We start from the raw sequence: 24,561 nt of genomic DNA on the forward strand, positions 1-24,561 counted from the left end.
GCTTTCTACCGGCCGGGTGGCACGGCATTGGCAATCGTCCACATGTTCCGTTTAGGCTTCCGCGGTCAGCGCCGCACCTGTCGGCCGGGAACGAAAGGTGGAGGGCCGATGCCCCAGCAGGTCTCGGTACCCGACGAGGAAGCGGGGCCGGAGTACAAAGGGTCACCGCGAGTGGTGCCCGATCCGGATGTGGAGGCCGCACGGATAGCGGCCGTGCGTCGCTACGACATCCTCGACACCCCACCCGACGGCGCGTTCGACCGCGTCGCCTCGCTGGCCGCTCGTCTCTTCGACGTTCCCGTGGCGACCGTGACCATCGTCGACACCGACCGGATCTGGTTCAAGGCCGCCCACGGGCTCCACGACATGGCCGAACTCGGCCGCGATCCGGGCCTGTGCGGCTCGGCGGTCCTGCGCGACGAGGCGCTGGTGATCCCCGACACCCTGCTGGACGACGTGGCGCAGAGCAACCCGCTCGTCACGGGTCCGATGGGGGTGCGCTTCTACGCCGCCGCTCCCATCGTCACCACGGATGGGCACCGTCTGGGCACGGTGAACATCCTCGACACCAAGCCGCGCTCCATCACCGAGGACGACGCCGCCACCCTCGCCGACCTGGCGGCGATCGTGATGGACGAGATGGAGCTGCGCCTGGCGGCGCTGGCCATGGTGCGCCATGAGCAGGAGCGCCGGGCGGCGGAGTCCTGGCACGCCGAGATCGAGCACGAGCGCGCCGAGGCCGAGCGCAGGGCGCGCGAGCAGGCGGAGAAGGACAAGGCCGCCATCGCCGCGTTCGCCTCGACCCTTCAGCGCACCCTGCTGCCGCCGGCCCTGCCGGTGGTGCCCGGCCTCGAGCTGGCCTGCCACTACCGCACCGCGTCCGTCCATGACGTCGGCGGCGACTTCTACGACGTCTTCCCGCTGGACGGCGGCCGGTGGGCCTTCTTCCTCGGTGACGTGTGCGGCAAGGGCGCCGAAGCCGCCGCCGTCACCTCACTGACCCGCTACACCCTGCGCGCCGCCGCGCAGATCGACCCCGACCCGAGGACCGTCCTGGGCGCACTGAACAACGCCCTGCTGGCCGATGTGTCGGCCGGCAGCCGCTTCTGCACGGCGATCTTCGGCCTGCTCACCCCCGACGACACGGGCGGCTTCCATGTGGCGGTGGCCACCGGAGGCCATCCCCCGGCCTACCACCTGCGCCCCGACGAGACGGGGCAGGTCGAGGTGGTGGCGGTACGGCCCAAGGGCGGCATGCTCATCGGCGCCCTCCCCGAAGCGCAGTTCGCCCAGGTCACCTTCCACATGGCGCCCGGGGAGGGGCTGCTGCTGTACACCGACGGGCTGACCGAGGCCCGTACCAGTGACGGCGCCATGCTCGGCGAGGAGGGCCTGACCGCCTTCCTCCGCCGGCGGACCGCACCCGTCAGCGCCACGACGCTGGTGGACGACACCGTCGTCCTGCTCGAATCCCTGCCGGACGGGGCCGGAGACGACGTCGCCCTGCTGGCACTGTCCGTCCCGAGATGCGAGACCGTCCCGGACCAGGCCGTGAGCGCCACCGCCCACACCTCTGCCGCACCCGAGCCGACCGGTCAGGAGCGATAACCGACGTGACCGACGCACTGCACCTCACCCTTCAACACACCGACGGCCCCTACGCCGTCGCCACCGTCACCGGCGACGTGGACCTGCACACCGCGCCCACGCTGCGCAGCGGTGCCCTGGACCTGATCCAGCAGGGACACCGTCACTTGATCCTGGACATGCGGGGCGTGCAGTTCTGTGACTCCGCCGGTCTGAGCGCCCTCATCCGGATCTGGCACGGGGCGAAGGACGCCGGTGGAAGCCTGGCCCTCGCCGCGGTCTCGGGCCGCCTGATGCGCATGCTCAACCTGACCGGGATGGACTCCCTGCTGCCGGTCCATCCCACCGCCGACGACGCGCTGAGCGGCTCCCGGCCCACCGCGGACGCCTGACGGCGCGGGACGACGCCTGGCATCGGCGTACGGGCAGGGGGCTCGGCGTACGGACGCGGGAGGGCGAGGTCAGACCCGGGCCGCGGCCTTCCGGTAGGCGTGCGGGGCGAGCCCGGTGACCTTGCGGAAGACGCGGCTGAAGTACGCGCGGTCGTGGAAGCCGACAGCACGGGCCACCGACTGCACGCTCTCGTCGCTCCGCCGCAGCCGCTCCTTGGCCCGCTGGACCCGCAGCCGGGTCAGGTAGTCCCACAGGGGCAGGCCGAGCCGGCGGTGGAAGAGCCGGCTGAGATGGTCCTCGCTCACGCCGGCCGCCTCGGCGACCTGCCGGCGGGTGATCCGGTGCCGGTAGTGCTGTTCGAGATAGACCAGCGCCGCGTGGACCGGGGCGTCGGAGTGCGGTGAGCCCTGCCCCGTGCCGCGTGTCATGGCGCGGAGCAGCCGCGCCGTCTCCTCGTCGCCGAGGATGTCGCGGCCCAGCAGGACCAGCCCCGGGTACGGCTCGGCGCGCCGCGCATCGGCCGGGGTGAAGGCCCGGTCGCCGAGCACCAGGGCCGGGACCCTGTCGTGCCCCTTGGTCCGCATCCGCTCCACCACGTCGAAACCGCCCATGTCCGGCAGCGTGTGGGCCACGATGAGGAGGCAGGGCGCCGACTCGGCCAGCACGGCCAGCGCCGTCGTACCGTCAGCGGCCGTACGGACCGCGCGGCCCGGCATGCCATCGGCCACGATCCGCCGCAGGCGTTCCCGAAACCGGGCGGACCGGTCCACGATCAGTACCGGCTCGGTCGGCCCCGAGGGGCGCAACGCCCGTACCGCCTGCGCCAGATCGTCACCGGCGACCTGCCCGTACAGCACGAACGGCGTGCGGCGCAGCGCCGGATGGTCGTGCAGCCGCTGGAGCACCGTCCAGTCCTGCGGCCCGGCGGCGGCCGCGTCCCAGCCGACAGCCAGTGGCGGGTCTTGTGCGGCCAGGGCGGTGAGGTCATCGTCGGGACTCAGCCGGCGCACCCGCAGGGCATGCCCCCGCACCATGCGGGCCATCTCGCGCGGCGGGGGCCCCGCCCCGGCCAGGAGCAGCGTCCGGGACGTCGCCGCGCGAGGGTGCGGGGGCTCGGCCGGGGTCGGCAGGGGCAGGTCCAGGCGGAAGCCCCGGTGGCCCTGGCCGTGGTCGACGCCGACCGACCCGCCGTGCAGGGCGGCGAGCCGCCGGGCGATGGCCGGGCCCAGCCGCGTGCCGGGCTCGCCGGCGGCGAAGGGCTCCAGGAGCCGCTCGGCGTCCACGGCGTGCACGGGAGGGACGCCCTGGACGGGGCCGCGGACGCGGATCCGCAACAGCGTCGGATGCGGCTCGACCGTGAGGTGCACCCGGCCCGGTGTACCCGGGGGCGGGGCAGCGGCGGTGAGCAGGTTGTGCACGATCTGCCGCAGCCGCTCGCCGTCCGCGTACACGGCGGGCAGCCGCCGCGGCAGGCGCAGCCCCCGGGCGTCCGAGCCGCCGCCCGCGCCCGCCGCGTCATGGAACGCCCGCACCAGCACGGGACGTGGGTCGAGCAGCCGCGGCGACAGGGCGAGGCCGTCGGACTCGGCGCGGGAGAGGTCCAGCAGATCGTCGATGAGCCGCAGCAGCCGGGCCGCCTCGCCGTGGGCCCGGCGCAGGGCGGCACCGGCACGGGGGTCGGCATCGCCGGCGGCACCGGCATCGGCATCGGCACGGGCATCGGCATCGGCACGGGGATCGGCATCGGCACGGGGATCGGCATCGGCACCGCCAGCATCGCCGGCGGCACCGGCGGCACCGGCGGCACCGGCGGCACCGGCGGCACCGGTGGCGTCCGGTCGCGGCGGCGCGGTGAGCTTCAGGAGCGTCTCCACCGGACTGCGCAACTCGTCGGTCGCGTTGTCCAGCAGCCGCGTCTTGAAGCGGCTGGCCAGCTCGGCGGCATCCCGGGCCCGGCGTACCTCGTCGAACAGGCGGATGCCTTTCAGTGCCGCGCTGATCTGGTCGCCCAGCGCCGCGTACACGGCGCCCCGCCGTGCGGCGTCCGGCAGGGCGCCTGCGTCGAAGACGGCGAAGCCGAGGTGCGCCTCGCCGACGTGGAGCGGTTCGAGGACGAGCGTGAAACGCCGCCCGTGCGGCAGCAGTTCGCCGGGCAGCAGCAGCCGTACGGGATAGGGCGTGCCGAGCGCGCCCGCGTCACGGGCCGCGCCCGCGCGCTCCTCGCGGGAGAGCACCGGCCGGGCGGTGCCCGCGCCCCCGGCCGGGCCACGCTCGTCGTCCTCGTACAGCACCAGCCGGTGGCCCGGCACCCCGGCGGGCAGGCCGCGCGCGAGGGCGTCCGTGAGCGCGTCGAGGTCCGTGACGGTCGTCAGCGTCGTACCGAGTTCCCGCAGCCGTACGGAGTCCCGTTCCGCCTGCCAGCGCTCGTACTCCAGCAGCCGGTGCGACTTGTCGGCCACCATGAGGCGCGCCTGGCCCACGAGCCGTTCCGCTGCGGCGCGGGCACCGGCGGGCAGGCGCGGGAGCAGCAGTGTGCGGGCCCGCAGCAGGGCGCGGTCCCAGGGCGCCGCGTCGTCGCAGGAGCGCACCTGTGTGCCGATGAGGTCTTCGAGCAGTTCCAGGAAGCCGGAACGTTCCTCCGCCCCCGCTTCCCCCGTCCCCACCCCGTCGCCCAGCTCGCCCGCCTCGCCCAGCTCGCCCCCCTCGCCCAACTCGGCGAGCAAGGCCGCCCGCAGCGCGTCACCGCCCGCCGGCAGGGTCGCGAAGACCTCCTCCGGCGCCCCCGCCCCCACCCCGGTCGCCGCGCCCGCCGCCGCCCTGCCGTCACCGGCCGGCGGTTCGTCGGGCTCCCCCTGGACGACCAGTGGTGAAGGACAGCCGCAGGAGCGGCGTACGACAAGCGCCCCCGGCACCGCCGTGCGCGCGGGCGGACGGGTGCCGCGGAGCCGGGCGACCAGCGTGTCGACGGCCAGTTCCCCCAGTTCCGCGAAGGGCAGCGCGACGGACGTCAGAGGCGGGTCCGACAGCCGGGCCTCCGGCGAGTCGTTGAAGCTGACCACCGCGACGTCCTCCGGCACCCGGACACCCCTCCCGCCCAGGAACCGCAGGACATCGGCGGCCAGCACGTCGCTGCACGCCACCACCGCGTCGAAGTCGTGGCCGGGCCGCAGCCCACGGGCGTCCAGCAGGACACGCATCGCGGCCGCGCCCGCACCGTCGCCGAAGCCCGTGGCACCGCCGACCAGACCGTGGTCGTACGGGAGGCGGTGCCGGGCCAGGGCTTCGGTGTAGGCGCGGAAGCGGCTCTCGGAGACGGGGTTGGCGAGCGGTCCGCGGATGCAGGCCAGGCGCCGCCGGCCGTGCCGGGTGACGAGGTGGCCCACGGCCTCCCGCATGCCCGCGTCGGAGTCCAGGGACAGCACCTCGTGCCCGGCCAGCGCGCGGTTGAGGCTCACGACCGGGAGCGTCGCGAGCCGTCCGAGCAGCCTCTCGGCCCGCTCGCCCCGGGCCGGCAGGCCCAGCGTCGAGGTCCAGCAGATGACGCCGTGCAGCCGGTCCGGGCCGACCAGGTCGTACAGCCCGCCGCGGGGTGCTTCACCCGGCCACAGGGCGCCGCCGGGGAAGCACACCACGTTCACGTCGTTGCGTTCGGCCGCTCGCAGCACGCCCGACCACAGCGTGGCGCCCACTCCCAGATGGACGTTCGCCGTCAGCAGTCCCAGCGTGAGCCGATCAGCCATGCGCGACGTGAGCCCGGCTCAGATCTTGCCCACTCCGGCCCCGGCGGTCACGGCCGCCTTGACGGTGGACGCGGCGGCGGGTGAGTAGCTGTAGGGGATGGCCGCCACGCTGCCGCCGCTCTGGCCGGGGCCGGAGTTGACGAAGTGGTTGTTCCTGGCCACGAGGGAACCGGGGTCGGACGAACCCTCGCCGAGGTGGAACGGGTCCTCGGTGTTCTCGAAGTAGTTGCCCTCCACCAGCACTCCGGCCTTCTCGGTGGAGGCGACGCCGTAATCGCCGACGTTGCTGAAGTAGTTGTTCAGGACGTGGACCGGATTGCCGAAGCGGACCCGCGGATTGCGCTGTGTGGTGCCGTCGAACCAGTTGTGGTCGTAGGTGACCTTCAACTTGCCCGTGTCCTCGCTCGCGTTGTCGTCGGAGTGCCCGAGCAGCATGTTCTTGTTCTGGTGGTGGGACCGGTTCCAGGACACGGTGATGCCGGTGGAGGCCCGCTTGATGTCGACGCCGCCGTCATAGGCGCCGGAGATGTCGTTGTGGTCGATCCAGACCTTGGTGGCGTACTCGACGTTGATCGCGTCGTCGTTCGAGCCGGTGAACGTGAGGTTCTGGATGATGACGTTGTTCACCTTGCTGATGTTGAGCCCGCTGCCGGTGATCCGGCCCGAAGTGCCCACACCGATGACCGACTTGTTCGACGCCACCTTGGTCATGCTGCTCAGCGCGATGGTGCCGTTGACGCGCACCACCAGCGGCTCGGTGCGCTGCACGGCCTGGATGAACTGGGAGGCGCTGGAGACGGTGACCGTGCCGCCTCCCGCGCCGCCCGTGGTGCCGGCACCGAACCCGACGGGCCCGGCGGCTGCCACCGCGCTGTCGTCGGCGGCGGGTGCGGCGGGAGCGGCGGCGCTGCTGCCGGCCGGCCCGACGAGGGCCATCGCGGCGGCGGTGGCCGCGGCGGTGGTGAGGAGGGTGATGCGTGCGCTCGTCCTGCGCATGGCGTTCTCCGTCCGTGGGGGTCTGGAGATCTGAGGTATGTGGCATGTCCCTGCCACATAGCGGCTACGTCCTCGAGGCTAGGGCGGGAGCTGTGGCCGATGGCGGGCTCCGTGTGGACTTTGGCGCGCTGCCGCCCGGGAAGAGGGCGGGTTGATTCCGGTCCATCGGTGCCGCATGCGGATGCCTTCCTGCCGGGGCTTCCTGCCGGGGACTTCCCGACGCGGGCCCTACCGCGCCGGGCCCAATCGCGCCGGCCCTACCGCGCCGGGCCCAATCGCGCCGGAGCCTTCCCGCCGGGGCCTTCCTTCCGGCGCTGCCTCCTTGTCGCCGCCGCACCCGGGAAGGTTGCCGGCCCGCCGCCCGCCCGCGGGCGGGCCGGCTTCAGCGGCGCCGTGACAGGGAGGACTCGCGCACCACCAGTTCGGGCTGGAGGACGATCCGCTGGTGCTGGTGCCCCTCCGCGCCGTCACCCGTCTCCTCGATGAGGAGGTCGGCGGCCATCCGCCCCATCTGGAAGGCGGGCTGGCGTACGGAGGTCAGCGGCACCGTGGCCGCCGAGGCGAACTCGATGTCGTCGTAGCCGACCAGGGCGACGTCACCGGGCACGCCGACCCCCGCCCCGTACAGCGCCTGGAGCACCCCCAGCGCCAGCAGGTCATTGGCGCAGAACACCGCGGTCGGGCGCGACGGCATGCCCAGCAGCCGCGCACCGGAGTCACGCCCCGCCGCCACATCCAGCCGCTCCGCCTCGATCACCCGCAGCCGCTCGCCCGGCAGCCCCGCCTCGGCCAGCGCCTGGAGCGCTCCGGCCCGCCGGTCCTGGCACTGCGCGAGGCGCAGCGGCCCCGTGACGTACGCGATCTCCGTATGGCCCTGGGCGATGAGGTGCCGCACGGCCAGCGCCCCGCCCGTGACGTCGTCCACGGACACCGAGCAGCCCTCGGTGCCGGCCGCCACCCGGTCGACCAGCACGTACGGGATGCCCTGCCGCTCGAAGGCGCGGAGATTGCCGCCCGTGGGGTCGACCGGGGTGATCAGGACGCCACGCACCCGCTGCTCCGCGAACAGCCCCAGGTACTCGGCCTCCTCGTCGGCGCTCTGCGCGCTGTTGCACAGCATCACGCCCAGTCCCGCCTCACGGGCGGCGCGTTCCGCGCCCGAGGCGACGTCCACGAAGAACGGGTTCGCCATGTCCAGCACCAGCAGCGACAGGATCCTGCTGCGGCCCGCCCGCAGCTGGCGGGCGGACTCGCTGCGTACGTAGCCGAGCCGTTCGATGGTGGACAGCACACGCGCCCGGGTCTCCTCCGCCACCGCGTCGGGCCGGTTGATGACGTTCGACACCGTGCCGACGGACACGCCGGCGACCCGCGCGACATCCTTGATACCCACCGACCGTGCCATCAGGCGGAGACCTCCACGAGCTCCAGGCCACTCCCGTCCGCCGGCGCACGCGGATCGGGCAGCGGGCCGACGGCCACCTTACCTTCAGCGGGGGTGCGGGGCCGGATCACGGCAGGGTCTCCGGTCACCGGGGCAGGCGGAAGTCGGCGACGCGGATGGGGGAGGGGGTCGTACCACTGGACTTCTGCTGGTACATGAAGGACAGCACGTTGTCCTGCCTCAGCCGGGTGTCGTCCACGACGACCTCACCGAACGCGTGGAGGCCGCTGCCGTCGAACAGCGTCTTCCAGTCCGTGTAGCCGGAGGCCCTGGAGGCGGCGACGATCCTGCCGTACGGCAAGACGGCGTAGGCGTTGTCGTACCTGTCGAAGGCGAGATGGGTGCGCTGGCTGGAGTTCAGCGGCACCGGTATCTCGGTCTTCTTCCAGGCGCCGGTCGCCGCGTCGCTGCGGACGTGGAAGGCGCGCCCGTTGGCGGTGCGGTCGGCCACGTAGTCGGTGGTGCACTGGCCGAAGCGGCCCGGGACGTAGCTGATGACCGCGTGCGGGCGGCTCGCCGAGTCGGTGGCCTGGCTCTCCTGGTTCATCAGCGAGTGGTCCGGGTCCAGCGGGTCGGCGATGAGCCCGGGGTCGGTGACGGCGACCCGGTCGCCGCCGCCCGTGGTGCCGACGACCGTGCCGGCCGCGTTGCGCCAGGTGCGGCCCCGGTCGGTGGAGTGGACGTAGCCCGTGTCGTGGTTGGTGATGCCGCCGCTGTGGCACATCACCGCGCCGTTCTGCTCGCGCCAGGTGAAGAAGGCGTGCAGCCGGCCGTCGGCGCTGTAGTCGATGCCGTGCAGGTACATGTTGCGGGCGGTGCTGGAGCCGTGCGCGCTGGTGTACGTGCCGGTGGAGCTGGTCCACTCGCCGAGCGCCGTCCACCTCGTGCCGTCGTACTCGGCGAGCGCGTTGCGGCCGTTGCCGGAGACGGCCACGCGGTAGCTGAGCTGGAGCCGGCCCTCCGGCGTGGCGATGAACTGCGGGTAGGTGAACTGCGAGGTGAGGCCGAGCCCGTCGAGGGTGGTCTGCACGCCGCCGAACTGGGCTGCCGTCCAGGCGCGTCCGGCCGGGTCGTCCAGCAGCCCGGCGGACGACTTGACGTAGAAGAACCCGTCGCTGTGCGAGTCCATGTTCAGGTGCAGCCGCCCGTCGATCCTCGACACGCCCATGGAGATCACGTTGTGCGAGTCGTCGTAGCGCAGCTTGTGGGGGAGCGTGACGGACTGCCAGCTGGTCGAGGTGAGCGCCCGGCGGGCGACGACCGCGCTGCGGTCGGCGGTGTACCAGGTGGCGTACTGGTAGCCCTTGTAGGTGAGCAGGCCGTTCTTCTGGAACGCGTTGTTGTTGACCAGGCCGTTGTACGACACGAAGTACAGCGCCCGGGCGTCGAGCCGGGTGTCGGCGACCTTGCTGACCGCCGGGGCGGGATCGGCGGCCCGCGCCGCCGTACCGGGCAGGGACACGGCGGTGAGCACGGCGGCGCCGAGCACCGCGAGGGCCGGGGAACGTCTCATCATGGTCTCCAGGGGAGGTCGGGGCGAAGGTGTGGGGCCCGGGGGCGCGCGGGGGTGTCAGGCGAGGTGGAACACCTCGGTGAGCGGTTTCATCGCCTCGTCCGGCCGGCCGCCGTCCAGGGCCTCGAAGAACTCGCCCATCTCGGCCTGCCAGCGGGCGTTGACCTCGGTGGCGGCCATGGCGGCCTGCGCCTCGGCGAAGTCCTCCGTCTCCAGGTAACCCACCAGTAGTCCGTCGTCGCGGAGGAAGAGCGAGTAGTTGTGCCAGCCGGTGGCGGAGAGGGCGTCGAGCATCTCGGGCCAGACCGCGGCGTGCCGCTCGCGGTATTCGTCGACGCGGTCCTGGCGGACCTTCAGCAGGAAGCAGACGCGCTGCATGGTGTCGTACCGCCCCGTCCCGCTCAGAAGTCGAACTCGTCGATGTTCTTCTTGTCGAAGACGGCCGGCGGACCGAGGATGACCTCGCCGTCCTTGCCGATGGTGTACTGGCCGAGCTTGCCTGCCGTGAACGTCTCGCCCTCGGCGCCGGTGATCTGCCCGGAGGCCAGGGCGGCCGCCGCGTACGCCCCCAGGTAGCCCAGGTCCTTGGGGTTCCACAGCGCGAACTGCTCGACCGTGCCGTCCTTCACGTACCTGCGCATCTGGTTGGGCGTGCCCAGACCGTTGACGACGACCTTGCCCTTGTACGAGGAGGAGGAGACGTAGCGGGCGGCCGCGGCGATGCCGACGGTGGTGGGCGAGATGATGCCCTTGAGGTTCGGGTACGCCTTGAGCAGGCCCTGCGTCTCCTGGAAGGACTTCTGGTCGTCGTCGTCGCCGTAGGCGACCTTCACCAGCTTCATGTGCTGGTACGCGGGCTTCTTCAGCTCGTCCTTCATGAACTCGATCCAGGCGTTCTGGTTCGTGGCGTTCTGCGTGGCCGACAGGATCGCGATCTCGCCCTGGTGGCCGAGCTGTTCGGCGATGCTTCGGACCTGACTGCGGCCGATCTCCTCGGAGCTCGCCTGGTTGATGAAGAGCTGGCGGCAGTCCTTGGCGGTGTCGGAGTCGTAGGCGACGACCTTGATGTCCTGCTTCATCGCGTTCTTCAGCGGAGTGCAGACCGCGTTGGGGTCATTGGCCGCGATGAGGATGGCGTCCTGCCGCTGCTGGATCAGGGTGTTGATGTACGACACCTGCGAGGAGGCGCTGGCGTCGGAGGGGCCGACCTCCTTGCCGGTGGAGCCGAACTCCTTGGCGGCCGCGATCCCCGCGTCGTCGACGATCTTCTCGTACGGGTTGTTGATCTGCTTGGGCAGGAAGGCCAGCTTCAGGCCCTTCCGCAGCTCCGCGTCGGGGTCGGCCGTCGCCCTGCCGGCGGCGGCGTTCCCGGTGCCGTTCCCGGTGTCGTTCCTGGCCGAGTCCTTGGTGGTGCCCGCGCAGCCGGCCAGGGCGAGCGAGAGGGCACAGACGGTGGAGGCGGCGGCGAGGGAGCCGCGGCGCGTGCGCGAGGGCAGGTGCATGAGGGGCAGCCTTTCGGGGCGTACGACGGAGGGATCAGGGGCCGGGGGAGGCGGGGGCGGCCGTCGCGGCGCGCCGGTGCCGGCGCTCGGAGACCACGGAGACGATCCGGGGGGTCAGGACGGAGGCGATGAGCAGCAGCCCCGTCACCACGGACTGGATCTCGCTGGAGACGTCGTTGAGGGTGAGCAGATTGCGCAGCAGCCCGACGAGCAGCACCCCCGCGACCGCGCCGCCGAGCGTGCCCTTGCCGCCGTCGAAGTCGATGCCGCCGAGGAGTACGGAGGCGATGACCACCAGCTCCAGCCCCAGGCCGTTGTCGGCGCGGGCGCTGCCGTAGCGCAGGGTGTAGACGATCCCGGCGAAGGAGGCCACCACACCGGAGACCACGAACAGCGCCAGCTTGATCCGCTTGACCCGGATGCCGGCGAAGTACGCCGCGTCCTCCTGCGCCCCGATCGCGAACAGCGACCGCCCGAAGCCGGTGCAGTGCAAGGCGAGTGCCGCCACCACGGCGAGCACCACGAACAGCGCCACCGGGTAGGGGACGAACGTGCCGGGCACGGTCTCGGTGTACGTCGCCCACCGCGCGTACACCTCGGGGAAGCCGGCGACCGCCTTGGTGCCGAGGACCACGGAGGCCAGGCCCCGGAAGAGGGCGAGCGTGCCGATGGTGACGGCCAGGGACGGCAGCCCCACCCGGGTGACGAGCCAGCCGTTGAGCAGCCCGCCGAGCGCGCCCACCAGCAGACAGACCGGCACGATCACCTCGAAGGCCCAGCCCGCGTCCCACAGCGAGCCCGCCAGGGCGCTGGACAGCCCCAGCATCGAGGCGACGGACAGGTCCACCTGCCCGGCGACGACCAGCAGGACCATCGGCAGCGCGATCAGCGCGACCTCGGCGATGTCGTTGAGCGCGGCGGACAGGTTCGCGGTGTCCGCGAAGCCCTCGGTGGTGCCGCTGCCCGCGAGGAACACCGCGACCAGCAGGACGCCGACGACACTGTCCCAGCGCAGGAACGTGGTGAGCGCGGTCATCGCCTGCTCCTCTTCCTCAGGGCGTCGGTGGTGCGCCGCCGCACGATCCGGTCGGCGCAGATGGCGAGGATCAGCAGGGCGCCGGTGATGGCCTGCTCCCAGAACGGGTCGACCTTCAGGACGACCAGCGCGCCGGAGATGGTGGTGAGCAGCAGCGCGCCGAGCGCCGCGCCCCACACCGAGCCGGTGCCGCCGGTGATCGCCACCCCGCCGACGACCACCGCGCTCACCACCGTCAGCTCCCAGCCGCTCGCCGCGTTGGCGACGACCGTGCCGAAGCGGGCCAGCCACAGGGCGCCCGCCAGGCCCGCCACGGCGCCGGAGAACACATACGCCACCAGGACGCGGCGGCGAATCGGGATACCGGCCAGCCGGGCGGCCTCGGGGCTGGAGCCGATGGCGTACAGCTCACGGCCACCGCGGTAGGTCCGCAGGAACCAGGCCGTGGCGGCGAGCACCGCCAGCGAGATCAGCGGCAGGTACGGGATGCCGAGGACGCTGCCGCTGCCGAGCGAGAGCACCGGGTCCGGCAGGTTCACGGCGTTGATCTGGCCGCCGTGCGCCAGGGCGTAGTCGATGCCCTGGATGACGTACAGCATGCCGAGGGTCACGACCAGCGCCGGGACCCTGCCGACGCTGACGAGCGCGCCGCTCGCCAGGCCGCACAGGGCGCCGATGGCGATGCCGAGGAGCATCACGCTCAGCGGTCCGTGATCCGTGCCGGAGACGAAGTCGCCGCAGGTGAAGGCGGTGATACCGACGACCGAGCCGACCGAGAGATCGATGTTGCGGGTGATCACGACGACGGACTGGCCGACCGCGAGCAGGACCAGGATCGAGGAGTTGAGCAGGAGATCCTTGACGCCCTGGCCGTCGAGGAAGGACGGATTGGCGATCCAGGTGCCCGCGATCAGCAAGGCCAGTGCCCCGCCGATGCTGAGCTCGCGGGCCCGGAAGACCGCGTCCACCAGGGAGCGGGCGTCGCCGCGGGCCGGAGCGGACGCGGCGGGGGGCTTGTCGAGCGCTGTCGTCATGCCGCCTGCTCCTTCCCGTGCCGTCCGGTGGCCGCGGCCATCACGGACTCCTCGGTGGCCTCGGCGCGCGGTATGCCGGCGACGAGCCGGCCCTCGTGCATGACGAGGACCCGGTCGGCCATGCCGAGCACCTCGGGCAGGTCGGAGGAGACCATCAGCACGGCGAGCCCCTCGGCGGCCAGGGACGACAGCAGCCGGTGCACCTCGGCCTTGGTGCCGATGTCGATGCCGCGCGTGGGCTCGTCGACGATCAGCACGGCCGGTTCGGTGGCCAGCCACTTGGCGAGGACGACCTTCTGCTGGTTGCCGCCGGAGAGCAGGCCCACGCCGTCGGAGAGCTTGTGGTACTTGAGCTGGAGCCGCACCGCCCAGTCGGCGGCCCGGCCCCGCTCCAGGGCGCGGCGGACGAGACCGCCCCGGCCGAGTGTGTGGAGCCCGGTGAGGGCGATGTTGCGCTCGATGGACATCTCCATGACCAGGCCGCGCTGCCGCCGGTCCTCCGGCACCAGGGCGATCCCGGCGTCCATGGCGGCGGTAGGTGAACCGAGGGGCAGCTTCCGGCCGTTCACCTCCACCTCGCCGGCGTCCGCCCGGTCCACACCGAAGACCGCCTGGACGACCTCGCTGCGCCCGGCGCCGACGAGCCCGGCGAGGGCCACGATCTCGCCCCGGCGCACCTCGAAGGAGACGTCATGGAAGACGCCCTCGCGGGTGAGGCGGTGTACGGACAGGGCGGTGGCGCCGATGTCGGTGGCCTGCTTGGGGTACAGCTCGCCGAGGTCGCGGCCGACCATGCGGCGCACCAGGTCGTCCTCGGTGAGCCCCTCCAGTGGCTCGCAGGCCACCCGGCGCCCGTCGCGCAGGGTGGTGACCCTCTGGCACAGCCGGAAGATCTCCTCCAGGCGGTGGGAAATGAACAGGACGGCCACGCCCTCGGCGCGCAGCGCCTCCACCACGGAGAAGAGCCGGGCGGTCTCGCCGCCGGTGAGAGCGGCCGTCGGCTCGTCCATGATGAGGACGCGGGCCTCGAAGGAGAGCGCCTTGGCGATCTCCACGATCTGCTGGTCCGCGATGGACAGGCCCCGCGCCGGCCGCCTGGGGTCGAGGTCGACACCGAGCCGGCCCATCAGGGCCGTGGTCGCGGCGTGTACGGCTCTGTGGTCGATGCGGCCGAGCGCCCGGCGGGGCTGGCGGCCCATGAAGATGTTTTCGGCTATCGACAGGTCCGGGAAGAGCGTCGGCTCCTGGTAGATCACGGCGATGCCGGCGTCACGGGCGTCGGCGGGGCCGTGGAAGTCCACGGGGCCGCCGTCGAGGAGCACATGGCCGGTGTCGGGCCGGTGGACTCCCGCGAGCGTCTTGATGAGGGTGGACTTGCCCGCGCCGTTCTCGCCGGCCAGTGCGTGCGCCTCGCCGGGGAAGAGTTCGAGGGACACCCCCCGCAGGGCCCGCACGGCGCCGAATGACTTGGAGACGTCCTTCAGGGCCAGGACAGGGGCGGGGGCCGTGGCGGAGTGCCGGGGGCCCGGGGGGTGTCCCCTGGTCGAAAGGTGCATGGGGGCTCCTCAGCGCCGGAGGTCACCGCCCCGACACCGTGAAAGGTTTCAATGAGGTTGCACGGAAGCTAGACGCGGGGGAGCGGCTCGGTCAATGGGTGCGCGGCCGAAATCTTTCGCAGATCGCCGCTGTGACCTTCCCGGGAGGTGCCCACCACTGGCTTCCCCTTGACGCCCTGAGTGGCCGGGCCTAGTTTCACGGCGGTGAAACGTTTCATAGACGCCTGCTCGGCACCCCACCGCTGGGCACACGACAGGAGCGCTGACGATGACGAGCCGACCCGACGTCTCTGCCGTGAAGGCGGCCCTCAGGACGCAGGCCATCGAGACGCCGTCATGGGCCTACGGGAACTCGGGCACCCGCTTCAAGGTCTTCGCCCAGCCCGGGGTGCCCCGCACCCCGCAGGAGAAGCTGGACGACGCCGCCCGTGTCCATGAGCACACCGGGGTGGCCCCGACCGTCGCCCTCCACATCCCCTGGGACCGGGTCGAGGACTACCCGGCGCTCGCCCAGCACGCCAAGGAGCGCGGACTGCGGCTGGGTGCGATCAACTCCAACGTCTTCCAGGACGACGACTACAAGCTCGGCAGCGTCTGCCACCCCGACGCCGGCGTGCGCCGCAAAGCCCTTCGCCACCTGCTCGAATGCGTCGACATCATGGACGCCACCGGCTCCCGGGACCTGAAGCTGTGGTTCTCCGACGGCACCAACTACCCCGGCCAGGACGACATCCGGGCCCGCCAGGGCCGGCTCGCCGAGGCGCTCGCGGCCGTGTACGAACGCCTCGGCGACGACCAGCGGATGCTGCTGGAGTACAAGTTCTTCGAGCCGGCCTTCTACACCACCGACGTACCGGACTGGGGCACGGCGTACGCGCACTGCCTGCGGCTCGGTGAGAAGGCGCGGGTGGTGGTGGACACCGGGCACCACGCGCCCGGCACCAACATCGAGTTCATCGTGGCCCTGCTGCTGCGGGAGGAGAAGCTCGGCGGCTTCGACTTCAACTCCCGCTTCTACGCGGACGACGACCTGATGGTGGGGGCCGCGGACCCGTTCCAGCTGTTCCGCATCATGTACGAGGTGGTGCGCGGCGGCGGGTTCACCTCCGACGTGGCGTTCATGCTCGACCAGTGCCACAACATCGAGGCGAAGATCCCGGCGATCATTCGGTCCGTGATGAACGTCCAGGAAGCCACCGCCAAGGCACTGCTGGTGGACCGCGAGGCGCTGTCCGCCGCCCAGGCGTCCGGCGACGTCCTCGCCGCCAACGCGGTCCTGATGGACGCGTACAACACCGATGTCCGCCCGCTCCTCGCCGAGTTGCGCGAGGACCTGGGCATCGACCCCGACCCGGTCGCGGCGTACCACCGCTCGGGCTGGGCCCAGAAGATCACCGACGAGCGCGTGGGCGGGACCCAGGCCGGATGGGGAGCGTGAACGGCATGACACGGCACGAAGAAACTGAGGCCCGGGACGCGGCGGGGACGCGGGGGGCGGGGGAGACGTCGGGCACGGTGGAGGCGTCGGGCACGGTGGAGGCGTCGGGCGCGGCCGGGGTGCCGGACGCCGTCCGGGCGTTGCTTGGGCGGTCCCACCGGCTGGGGGCCGACCCGCGCAACACCAACTACGCGGGCGGCAACACCTCCGCCAAGGGCACCGCCACCGACCCGGTGACCGGCGACGGCATCGACCTGATGTGGGTCAAGGGCTCCGGGGGCGATCTCGGGACCCTCAAGGCGGACGGGCTCGCGGCGCTGCGCCTCGACCGGCTGCGGGCACTGACGGGGGTGTACCCGGGCGTCGAGCGCGAGGACGAGATGGTCGCCGCCTTCGACCACTGCCTGTACGGCAAGGGCGGCGCCGCGCCCTCCATCGACACCGCCATGCACGCACTGGTGGACGCCGCCCACGTGGACCACCTCCACCCCGACTCGGGCATCGCGCTCGCCTGCGCGGCCGATGGCGAGAAGCTCACCGCCGAGTGCTTCGGCGACCAGGTCGTATGGGTGCCCTGGCGGCGGCCCGGGTTCCAGCTCGGCCTGGACATCGCCGCCATCAAGGAGGCCAATCCGCAGGCCATCGGCTGTGTCCTCGGCGGTCACGGCATCACCGCGTGGGGCGCGACCTCCGAGGAGTGCGAGGCCAACTCGCTGCACATCATCCGCACCGCCGAGGCCTTCCTCGCCGAGCGCGGACGGCCCGAGCCCTTCGGCCCCGTACGACAGGGGTACGCACCCCTCGCCGAGGCCGAGCGCCGGGAGCGGGCCGCCGCGCTCGCCCCCCACATCCGGGCCCTCGCCTCCACCGACCGCCCCCAGGTCGGCCACTTCAACGACTGCGACGCCGTCCTCGACTTCATCTCCCGCGCCGACCACCCGCGGCTCGCCGCGCTGGGCACCTCCTGCCCGGACCACTTCCTGCGGACGAAGGTCAGGCCGCTGGTCCTCGACCTGCCCCCGTCCGCGCCCCTGGACGAGGCGGTCACCCGGCTGCGCGAACTCCACGCCGCCTACCGCGAGGAGTACCGCGCGTACTACCAACGGCACGCGGACGCCGGCTCGCCCGCGATGCGCGGCGCGGACCCGGCGATCGTCCTCGTGCCCGGCGTCGGCATGTTCTCGTACGGCAAGGACAAGCAGACCGCGCGCGTCGCCGGCGAGTTCTACGTCAACGCCATCAACGTGATGCGCGGCGCGGAGGCGGTCTCCTCCTACGCGCCGATCGAGGAGCGCGAGAAGTTCCGCATCGAGTACTGGGAGCTGGAAGAGGCCAAGCTGCGGCGCATGCCCGGGCCCAAGCCGCTGGCGACCCGCGTGGCGCTGGTCACGGGCGCCGGTTCCGGCATCGGCAAGGCCATCGCGCACCGGCTGGCCGCCGAGGGCGCCTGCGTGGTCGTCGCCGACCTCAACGCGCGGGCAGCCGCCGCGGTCGCGGAGGAACTGGGCGGCTCCGACAAGGCCGTCGCCGTCACCGTCGACGTGACGAGCGAGGAGCAGATCGCGGCCGCCTTCCGCGAGGCGCTGCTCGCCTTCGGCGGGGTGGACCTGGTCGTCAACAACGCCGGGATCTCCGTCTCCAAGCCCCTGCTGGAGACCACCGCGAAGGACTGGGACCTCCAGCACGACATCATGGCCCGCGGCTCCTTCCTCGTCTCGCGGGAGGCCGCCCGCGTGATGATCGCGCAGGGACTGGGCGGCGACATCGTCTACATCGCGTCCAAGAACGCCGTCTTCGCCGGCCCCAACAACATCGCCTACTCCGCGACCAAGGCCGACCAGGCCCACCAGGTGCGGCTGCTCGCGGCCGAGCTGGGCGAGCACGGCATCCGTGTCAACGGCGTGAACCCCGACGGTGTGGTGCGCGGGTCCGGCATCTTCGCGGCGGGCTGGGGCGCGCAGCGGGCGGCGGTGTACGGGGTGGAGGAGGACGAGCTCGGCGAGTTCTACGCCCAGCGCACCCTGCTCAAGCGCGAGGTGCTGCCCGAGCACGTCGCCAACGCCGTGTTCGCGCTGACCGGCGGCGACCTCACGCACACCACGGGCCTGCACGTCCCGGTCGACGCGGGCGTCGCCGCCGCGTTCCTGCGGTGACACCGGGCGGGCCCGCCCGCCCGGCCGTCCGCCGCCTCCGCCACCGCCCCCGGCCCCCGAAGCGGGGGCGGGGGACGGCCCCAGCCACCCCACCACGAGCGCACCGCATGCCATCCGAGGACCCATGTCACTCACCCCCGCCCCCGCCCCCGCCCCTGCCCCCGGAGTCTTCGCCGCCGTCGACCTCGGCGCGTCCAGCGGACGTGTGATGGTCGCCAGGGTCGGGCCCGCGTCCCTGCGCCTGGAAGAGGTGCACCGCTTCCCGAACCGGCCCGTGCGCGTCGGCGGCACCCTGCACTGGGACGTCCTCGCGCTGTACCGGGGCGTGCTGGACGGACTGCGGGCCGCCGGGGCGGCGGCGGGCGGACGGCTCGCGGGCGTCGGTGTCGACGGCTGGGCGGTGGACTACGGGCTGCTCGACGCGGCCGGGGCGCTCCTGGGCAACCCCGTGCACTACCGGGACGCGCGCACGGACGGGGCGGCCGAGAAGGTCGCCGCCGTGCTCCCGCCCGCGGAGCTGTACGCCGCGACCGGGCTTCAGCGCCTGCCGTTCAACACCGTCTACCAGTTGGTCGCCGCCCACGGCACACCGCAACTCGCGGCGGCGCGGCGCCTGTTGATGATCCCCGACCTGATCTCGTACTGGCTCACCGGCCAGCAGGGCACCGAGATCACCAACGCCTCCACCACCCAGCTCGTCGACCCGCGCACCCGCGACTGGTCACCGCTCGTCGCCGCCCGCCTCGGTATCGACCTCGGCCTCTTCGCGCCCCTGCGCGGCCCCGGTGACCCGGCCGGGCTGCTGCGCCCCGAGGTGCTGACCGAGGCGGGCCTCGAAGGCCCCGTCCCCGTGACCGCGGTCGGTTCGCACGACACGGCCTCCGCGGTGGTGGGCGTACCGGCGGCGGGGGAGGACTTCGCGTACATCGCCACCGGCACCTGGTCCCTCGCCGGTCTCGAACTCGACCGCCCCGTGCTCACCGAGGAGTCCAGGGCGGCGAACTTCACCAATGAGCTCGGCGTGGACGGCACCGTCCGCTACCTCCGCAACATCATGGGCCTCTGGCTCCTCCAGGAGTGCCTGCGCACCTGGGACGCCCAGGGGGAACCGCAGGACCTCGCCGCCCTGCTCGCCGCAGCCGGGCGGGCCATGCCCCTGCGCTCGGTCGTGGACGCGGGCGACCCCGCCTTCCTCGCCCCCGGCGACATGCCCCGCCGGATCGCCGAGGCCTGCGCACGCACCGGGCAGCCGCGGCCGCGGACCCCCGCCGAGACCGCCCGCTGTGTACTGGACTCGCTGGCCCTCGCCCACCGCCGGGCCGTCGAGGAGGCCCAGGCGCTGTCCGGCCGGAGGGTGAGCACGGTGCACATCGTCGGCGGGGGCGCGCGCAACACGCTCCTGTGCCGGCTGACGGCCGACGCGACCGGCCTGCCGGTCGTCGCGGGCCCGGCCGAGGCCGCAGCGCTCGGAAACGTCCTGGTCCAGGCCCGCGCGGCCGGGGTGATCAGCGGCGGCCTGGCCGGGATGCGGGCGCTGCTGCGCACCACCCAGCCCTTGCGGTACTACGATCCGGCGGGTGATCGTGCGGCCTGGGACGAGGCCGCGGACCGGATCGCCCGGGGCCGAGGGAAGGAGACCGGGACGTGCGCGTAGCCCTCTTCGTCACGTGCGTCAACGACACGCTCTATCCGCGCACCGGGCGGGCCGTGGTGTCCCTCCTGGAACGGCTGGGCGTGGAGGTCGCCTTCCCCCAGGCCCAGAGCTGCTGCGGGCAGCCGCACTTCAACACCGGTTACCGGCACGAGACGGAGCCGCTGGTGCGCCGCTTCGACGCCGCCTTCCGGGAGTACGAGTACGTCGTCACCCCGTCCGGTTCGTGCGCCGCGATGGTCCGCGACAACTACCCGCGCATCGGGGCCAAGGCCGCCGCCGAGGGGCGCGGCCGGGCGCTGGCGGAGGCGGCGGCACGGTCGGTGCCCAAGACGTACGAACTGACCGAGTTCCTGGTCGACGTGCTGGGCGTGACCGATGTCGGGGCGTACTTCCCGCACACCGTGACCTACCACCCCACCTGCCACGGCCTGCGCGTGCTGGGCCTGCGCGACCGGCCCCGCCGGCTGCTGGAGCACGTCAAGGGGCTCGAACTGCGCGAGCTGCCGGGCGCCGAGGAGTGCTGCGGTTTCGGCGGCACGTTCGCCGTGAAGAACGCGGCCGTGTCGGCGGCGATGGGCGCCGACAAGGCGGGCCACATCGAGGGCACCGGCGCCGAGGCGGTGTGCACGGTCGACAACTCCTGCCTGATGCACATCGGTGGCACGCTCGCCAGGCGGGGGTCCGGCATCCGGCCCGTGCACCTCGCGGAGATCCTCGCCGCGACCGAGGAGGAGCCGTACGCATGAGCGGTACGTATCTGGGGATGCCCGCGTTCCCGAAGGCGGCGCGGGAGGCCGTACACGATCAGACGCTGCGCGGCAATCTGCGCCACGCCACCCGCACCATCCGCGACAAGCGGGCCAGGGCCGTGGCCGAGCTGGAGGACTGGCCGGCGCTGCGGGCGGCGGGCAGGGCCGTCAAGGATCGCACGCTGCGTCACCTCGACCGCTACCTGGTCCAGTTGGAGGAGGCGGTGACCGCGGCGGGCGGGATCGTGCACTGGGCAGCCGACGCCGACGAGGCCAACCGCATCGTCACCCATCTGGTGAAGGCGACCGGCGAGAGCGAGGTCGTCAAGGTCAAGTCGATGGCCACGCAGGAGATCGGGCTGAACGAGGCGCTGGAGGCCGAGGGCATCCGGGCGTACGAGACCGACCTCGCCGAGCTGATCGTGCAGCTCGGCGAGGACCGCCCCTCGCACATCCTGGTACCGGCCATCCACCGCAACCGGGGCGAGATCCGCGACATCTTCGCGCGCACCATGGGGGAGTGGGGCAGGCCCGCACCCGACGGCCTGACCGACAGCCCCGCCGAGCTGGCGGAGGCGGCCCGGCTGCACCTCCGGGAGAAGTTCCTGCGCGCCAAGGTCGGCATCTCCGGCGCCAACTTCATGGTGGCCGAGACGGGCACGCTCGTCGTGGTCGAGTCCGAGGGCAACGGACGGATGTGCCTGACGCTCCCCGAGACGCTGATCTCGGTCGTCGGCATCGAGAAAGTCGTACCCACCTGGCAGGACCTGGAAGTGTTCCTGCAACTCCTCCCGCGCTCCTCGACGGCCGAGCGGATGAACCCGTACACCAGCACCTGGACCGGCACGACGGACGGCGACGGGCCGCAGACGTTCCATCTGGTGCTGCTGGACAACGGCCGCACCGACACCCTGGCCGACGAGGTGGGCCGCCAGGCGCTGCGCTGCATCCGCTGCTCGGCCTGCCTGAACGTGTGCCCGGTGTACGAGCGGGCCGGCGGGCACGCGTACGGCTCCGTCTACCCCGGCCCGATTGGCGCGATCCTCAGCCCGCAGCTGCGCGGTACGCAGACGGAGATCGACGCCTCGCTGCCGTACGCGTCCTCGCTCTGCGGGGCCTGCTACGAGGTGTGCCCGGTCGCCATCGACATCCCGGAGGTGCTGGTCCATCTGCGGGAGCGGGTGGTGGAGGGCGGCGAGGTGACCCGGCGGGGCGTCAGGGTCACCCTCAAGCCCGCGAAGGGCCACGCGGCCGAGCGGGCGGCGATGCGGGCGGCCCGGTGGACCCTGGACCACCCGGGCGCACTGCGCGCGGGACAGCGGCTGGCGGCCCGTACGCGCCGCGTCCATCCCCAGCGGCTGCCGGGTCCGGGGCGGGCGTGGAGCGACACGCGGGCGTTGCCCGAGGTGCCCGAGGAGTCGTTCAGACACTGGTGGCAGCGCACGCGTGGAGGTGCCCGGTGAACAGCAGGGAGCGCGTCCTGGCGCGGGTGCGCCGGGCGCTGGCGGACGTCCCGCGCGAGGAGCGGCCGCGGGACTTCCCGGTACCGCGCGACTATCTGCGGCGGCACGGCGACGGCGAGCGGAGCGCGGCGCGGACGGCCGCGCTGCTGGCCGGGAACCTCGCCGATTACCGGGCCGTCGTGCACCGGACGTCCACCGCCGGGCTGCCGGGCCTGCTGGCGCGGCTGCTGGCGGAGCACGGCTCGCGGTCGGTGGTCCTGCCGCCGGGGCTGCCGCCCGAGTGGCTGGCCGCCGCCGATGTGACCGTGGTGCGCGACCGGGAGACGGTCACCCCGGCGGAGCTGGACGCCGTGGACACCGTGGTCACCGGGTGCGCGGTGGCGATCGCGGAGACCGGCACCCTTGTCCTGGACGGCGGCCCCGACCAGGGCCGGCGGCGGATCACCCTGGTCCCGGACCATCACCTCTGCGTCGTACGGGTCCCCGGCCAGGTGGTCGACTCGGTGCCGCAAGCTCTGGAGCGACTGGACCCGGCCCGCCCGCTGACCTGGATCTCGGGCCCTTCGGCGACCAGTGACATCGAGCTGGACCGGGTGGAGGGCGTACACGGCCCGCGCACCCTGGAGGTCATCCTGGTCGAGGACTGACCCCGCCCCTGTGGTCTCTCCCAGGACCGGGCCACCCGCGCGCGTGGCGGCGGGCGGCCCGGGATGGTGGGTTCAGCCGGAGTGGTTCAGCAGGAGTGGTTCACAGGAGTTGGTGCACCGGGAGTGGTTCACCAGTAGTGGCGCCGTCCGCCGATCGCGTGGCCCATGGCGCCCAAGACCCAGAGGACCGCTCCGATCACGATCAGGATGAGTCCGATGGTCCACAGGATGCTGATGCCTGCGACGGCACCGACGATGAGCAGGACAAGCCCGAGGATGATCATGTCGCCTCCGATCACGGAGTGTCCCTCTCTTCAAGGAATCCCCGGTCTCAACCAGAGCAAACAGGGCAAAAACCCCAATCCCGCGTTTGAGGCATCCGGACTGCTACCTTTCGTGTTCTATTAATCGCACGGTGTCACCAACGGGAGGGTGCGTGAAGGTCGCGTGCGTCGGCGGCGGGCCCGCCGGGCTCTATTTCTCGATCCTCATGAAGCGGCAGGACCCGTCCCACGACATCACCGTCCACGAGCGCGACCCCGCCGGGTCGACATACGGCTGGGGCGTGACCTACTGGCCGGGTCTGCTCGACAAGCTCCACGCCGCCGATCCCGCTTCCGCCCGCGCCATCCGCGAGCACTCGGTCCGGTGGAGCGGCGGAGTGGCGCACATCGGCGACCGCGTGACGGAGCACCACGGTGACGAGGGCTTCGGCATCGCCCGTCGTACCCTGCTCGACCTCCTCGCCGAGCGGGCCGCATCCCTCGGGGTGCGGCTGACGTTCGAGCATGCCGTCAGCGACGAGAGCGAGGCGCCGGACGCCGACCTGGTGGTCGCCTGCGACGGGGTCAACAGCGCCCTGCGGGGGCGCCACACCGGCCACTTCGGCACCGAGGTGGCCGCCGGCCGGAACATGTACGTCTGGCTCGGCACCACCAAGGTCTTCGACTCCTTCACCTTCGCCTTCGTGGAGACGCCGCACGGCTGGATCTGGTGTTACGCCTACCGGTACGAGGAGGGCCGCAGCACCTGTGTCGTCGAGTGCTCCCCGGCCACCTGGACCGGTCTCGGGCTCCACCGAGCCGGCCGGGCCGAGGGCCTCGCCCTGCTGGAGCGGCTCTTCGCCAAGCCGCTGGACGGGCACCCGCTGACCGGCCGCGCACGCGCGGACGGCAGCGCGCAGTGGCGCAGTTTCCGCACCGTGACCAACCGGACCTGGTACCGCGACAACCTCGTCCTGGTGGGGGACGCCGCCCACACGACGCACTACTCCATCGGCGCGGGCACCACGCTCGCACTGGAGGACGCCATCGCCCTGGCCGGCGCCCTGCGCGGAAGCCCCCGCCTCCAGCCGGCCCTCGCCCGCTACGAGCGGCAGCGGAAGGCCGCGATCCTGTCCGCCCAGAGCGCGGCCCGCTACAGCGCCCAGTGGTACGAGGACCTGCCGCGCTACATCCAGCTGGCGCCGCCGCAGATGTTCGCGCTGCTCGGCCAGCGGCACTCCCCCCTGCTGCCGCACGTCCCGCCCCAGCTGTACTACCGGATCGACCGCGCCGCCGAGCAGCTTCAGGCGCTGCGCAGACTCAAGCGCTGGCTCGGCCCCAGGGTCGCGCGCACCCTGCACGCCCACTCAGGCGCCGCCCGGCGCTGACGCGC

19 protein-coding genes are annotated in these 24,561 nt (G+C 72.7%); 9 read left to right on the forward strand and 10 right to left on the reverse strand.

Annotated elements, in window-relative coordinates; translation table 11 throughout:
- Window positions 1–108 precede the first annotated feature (108 nt).
- The gene (locus QWM81_RS14210; RefSeq protein WP_290112263.1) at window positions 109–1,608 is read left to right on the forward strand and encodes a PP2C family protein-serine/threonine phosphatase; all 1,500 of its coding nucleotides are present in this window, start codon (window positions 109–111) and stop codon (window positions 1,606–1,608) included.
- Between the two features lie 5 nt (window positions 1,609–1,613).
- Window positions 1,614–1,979, forward strand: a complete 366-nt coding sequence (locus QWM81_RS14215) for an STAS domain-containing protein (protein WP_290112265.1) — start codon at window positions 1,614–1,616, stop codon at window positions 1,977–1,979.
- 69 nt (window positions 1,980–2,048) lie between these two features.
- Here the strand turns inward: QWM81_RS14215 and QWM81_RS14220 are convergent, their stop codons facing one another.
- The 9 genes from QWM81_RS14220 to QWM81_RS14260 all read right to left on the reverse strand — a co-directional run bounded on the left by QWM81_RS14220 (window position 2,049) and on the right by QWM81_RS14260 (window position 14,801).
- The gene (locus tag QWM81_RS14220; protein ID WP_290112267.1) at window positions 2,049–5,720 is read right to left on the reverse strand and encodes a substrate-binding domain-containing protein; all 3,672 of its coding nucleotides are present in this window, start codon (window positions 5,718–5,720) and stop codon (window positions 2,049–2,051) included.
- Between the two features lie 18 nt (window positions 5,721–5,738).
- Window positions 5,739–6,716: a pectate lyase family protein gene (locus tag QWM81_RS14225; RefSeq protein ID WP_290112268.1), complete on the reverse strand. Its 978-nt coding sequence runs from the start codon at window positions 6,714–6,716 to the stop codon at window positions 5,739–5,741.
- Window positions 6,717–7,098: 382 nt separating this feature from the next.
- The gene (locus QWM81_RS14230) at window positions 7,099–8,121 is read right to left on the reverse strand and encodes a LacI family DNA-binding transcriptional regulator (RefSeq protein ID WP_290112269.1); all 1,023 of its coding nucleotides are present in this window, start codon (window positions 8,119–8,121) and stop codon (window positions 7,099–7,101) included.
- 124 nt (window positions 8,122–8,245) lie between these two features.
- Window positions 8,246–9,673 (reverse strand): BNR repeat-containing protein, encoded by a 1,428-nt coding sequence (locus QWM81_RS14235; protein ID WP_435372368.1) that lies wholly within the window; start codon window positions 9,671–9,673, stop codon window positions 8,246–8,248.
- A gap of 57 nt (window positions 9,674–9,730) precedes the next feature.
- Window positions 9,731–10,051 (reverse strand): L-rhamnose mutarotase, encoded by a 321-nt coding sequence (locus tag QWM81_RS14240; RefSeq protein WP_290112272.1) that lies wholly within the window; start codon window positions 10,049–10,051, stop codon window positions 9,731–9,733.
- A 23-nt stretch (window positions 10,052–10,074) separates the two neighbouring features.
- On the reverse strand, window positions 10,075–11,175 hold the full coding sequence (gene rhaS / locus QWM81_RS14245) for a rhamnose ABC transporter substrate-binding protein (RefSeq protein WP_290112273.1): 1,101 nt from the start codon (window positions 11,173–11,175) through the stop codon (window positions 10,075–10,077).
- 34 nt (window positions 11,176–11,209) lie between these two features.
- Window positions 11,210–12,211, reverse strand: a complete 1,002-nt coding sequence (locus tag QWM81_RS14250; protein ID WP_290112274.1) for an ABC transporter permease — start codon at window positions 12,209–12,211, stop codon at window positions 11,210–11,212.
- Window positions 12,208–13,245 (reverse strand): ABC transporter permease, encoded by a 1,038-nt coding sequence (locus tag QWM81_RS14255; protein WP_290112275.1) that lies wholly within the window; start codon window positions 13,243–13,245, stop codon window positions 12,208–12,210. The genes QWM81_RS14250 and QWM81_RS14255 overlap by 4 nt, the downstream gene beginning before the upstream one ends.
- Complete coding sequence (locus QWM81_RS14260) at window positions 13,242–14,801, reverse strand: sugar ABC transporter ATP-binding protein (RefSeq protein WP_290112277.1); 1,560 nt, start codon at window positions 14,799–14,801, stop codon at window positions 13,242–13,244. Before QWM81_RS14260 ends, QWM81_RS14255 begins: the two co-directional genes overlap by 4 nt.
- A gap of 268 nt (window positions 14,802–15,069) precedes the next feature.
- Between QWM81_RS14260 and rhaI the strand changes: the two genes are divergently transcribed.
- The 6 genes from rhaI (at window position 15,070) to QWM81_RS14290 (ending at window position 22,905) form a co-directional block, all read left to right on the forward strand.
- Complete coding sequence (gene rhaI / locus QWM81_RS14265; protein WP_290112278.1) at window positions 15,070–16,239, forward strand: L-rhamnose isomerase; 1,170 nt, start codon at window positions 15,070–15,072, stop codon at window positions 16,237–16,239.
- A gap of 5 nt (window positions 16,240–16,244) precedes the next feature.
- Window positions 16,245–18,392 (forward strand): bifunctional aldolase/short-chain dehydrogenase, encoded by a 2,148-nt coding sequence (locus QWM81_RS14270; RefSeq protein WP_290112279.1) that lies wholly within the window; start codon window positions 16,245–16,247, stop codon window positions 18,390–18,392.
- Between the two features lie 124 nt (window positions 18,393–18,516).
- On the forward strand, window positions 18,517–20,046 hold the full coding sequence (locus tag QWM81_RS14275; RefSeq protein ID WP_290112280.1) for a rhamnulokinase: 1,530 nt from the start codon (window positions 18,517–18,519) through the stop codon (window positions 20,044–20,046).
- Complete coding sequence (locus QWM81_RS14280; protein ID WP_290112281.1) at window positions 20,037–20,792, forward strand: (Fe-S)-binding protein; 756 nt, start codon at window positions 20,037–20,039, stop codon at window positions 20,790–20,792. Before QWM81_RS14275 ends, QWM81_RS14280 begins: the two co-directional genes overlap by 10 nt.
- Window positions 20,789–22,258, forward strand: coding sequence for a lactate utilization protein B (locus QWM81_RS14285; RefSeq protein ID WP_290112282.1), 1,470 nt, complete (start codon window positions 20,789–20,791; stop codon window positions 22,256–22,258). The genes QWM81_RS14280 and QWM81_RS14285 overlap by 4 nt, the downstream gene beginning before the upstream one ends.
- Window positions 22,255–22,905, forward strand: a complete 651-nt coding sequence (locus QWM81_RS14290; protein WP_290112283.1) for a LutC/YkgG family protein — start codon at window positions 22,255–22,257, stop codon at window positions 22,903–22,905. The genes QWM81_RS14285 and QWM81_RS14290 overlap by 4 nt, the downstream gene beginning before the upstream one ends.
- Before the next feature lie 128 nt (window positions 22,906–23,033).
- Here the strand turns inward: QWM81_RS14290 and QWM81_RS14295 are convergent, their stop codons facing one another.
- Window positions 23,034–23,204, reverse strand: coding sequence for a DUF6131 family protein (locus QWM81_RS14295; protein ID WP_353938297.1), 171 nt, complete (start codon window positions 23,202–23,204; stop codon window positions 23,034–23,036).
- A gap of 137 nt (window positions 23,205–23,341) precedes the next feature.
- Between QWM81_RS14295 and QWM81_RS14300 the strand changes: the two genes are divergently transcribed.
- On the forward strand, window positions 23,342–24,556 hold the full coding sequence (locus QWM81_RS14300) for an FAD-dependent monooxygenase (RefSeq protein ID WP_290112284.1): 1,215 nt from the start codon (window positions 23,342–23,344) through the stop codon (window positions 24,554–24,556).
- Window positions 24,557–24,561: the final 5 nt, after the last annotated feature.

It is taken from the genome of Streptomyces ficellus, from assembly GCF_030406405.1.
GTDB classification, from domain to species: Bacteria; Actinomycetota; Actinomycetes; order Streptomycetales; family Streptomycetaceae; genus Streptomyces; species Streptomyces ficellus_B.